The sequence below is a fragment of the Siculibacillus lacustris genome (assembly GCF_004328075.1).
GTDB lineage: Bacteria > Pseudomonadota > Alphaproteobacteria > Rhizobiales > Ancalomicrobiaceae > Siculibacillus > Siculibacillus lacustris.
This window is the reverse complement of record NZ_SJFN01000089.1, coordinates 1-984: the sequence shown is the minus strand read 5'-3', so window position 1 is coordinate 984 and position 984 is coordinate 1. Positions and strand designations below refer to the sequence as shown.

Genomic DNA, 984 nt, shown 5'->3' with positions numbered 1-984 from the left:
GCTCAACCATGCGCCGACGCTGACCACGACCGCGGAGACGCCGACCTTCGTGGAGAAGGGCGGCGCGGTGTCGCTGTTCTCGGGCACGGCGATCGGGCTGGGGACGGGCGACGGCGGGCAGACGATCCGGCAGTTGGTGCTGACGGTGTCGTCGGTGTCGGACGGCGCGGCCGAGCAGCTGACGATCGACGGCACGGCGGTGGCGCTGGTGGCGGGCACGACCACGACCTCGGGCGGCGCGACGGTGGTGGTGACGGTGGCCGGTTCGACGGCGACGCTGACGGTGACACGGGGCGGCGACTTCACGACGGCGGCGGCGCAGACGCTGGTCGACGGGCTGACCTACGGCAACGGCTCGGTCGATCCGACCGCCGGCGCCCGGGTGGTGACGTTGACCTCGATCCGCGACAGCGGCGGCAGCGGGGCCGGCAGCGTCGACACGACGGCGCTCTCGGCGGCCGCGACGGTGACGGTGACCCCGGTCAACGACGCGCCGACGCTGGCGGCGACGGTGGGGGCGAAGACCTTCACCGAAGGCGGCGCGGCGGTGGCGCTGTGGTCGGGGGTGACGGCTTCGACGATCGAGGCCGGGCAGACCTTCGGCCAGATCCGATTGACGGTGTCGGGGCTCTCCGACGGGGTGAACGAGCAACTGACCCTCGACGGGTCGGCGGTGACGCTGACCAACGGCACGACCGGCACGACGACCGGCGGGCTCGGGGTCGGCTATGCGGTGAGCGTGACGGGGTCAACCGCGACGGTGACCCTGACCGGGGCGTTGAGCGGCGCGCAGCTGACGAGCCTGTTGCAGGGGGCGACCTATCGGGACCTCGGCAATCCGACGGCGGGCGACCGCGTCGTCACCCTCACTTCGGTGAAGGACAGCGGCGGCACGGCGAACGGCGGCGTCGACACGACGACTTCCGGGTTGCCGGCGGCGGAGACGGTGACGGTGGCGCGGCTCAACCATGCGCCGACGCTGAC

Annotated in this window: 1 pseudogene; it reads left to right on the top strand. The window is 73.1% G+C overall.

Annotation, left to right across the window (positions count from 1 at the left end):
* Positions 1-984, top strand: a pseudogene (locus EYW49_RS23205) (hypothetical protein); the annotation flags it as partial.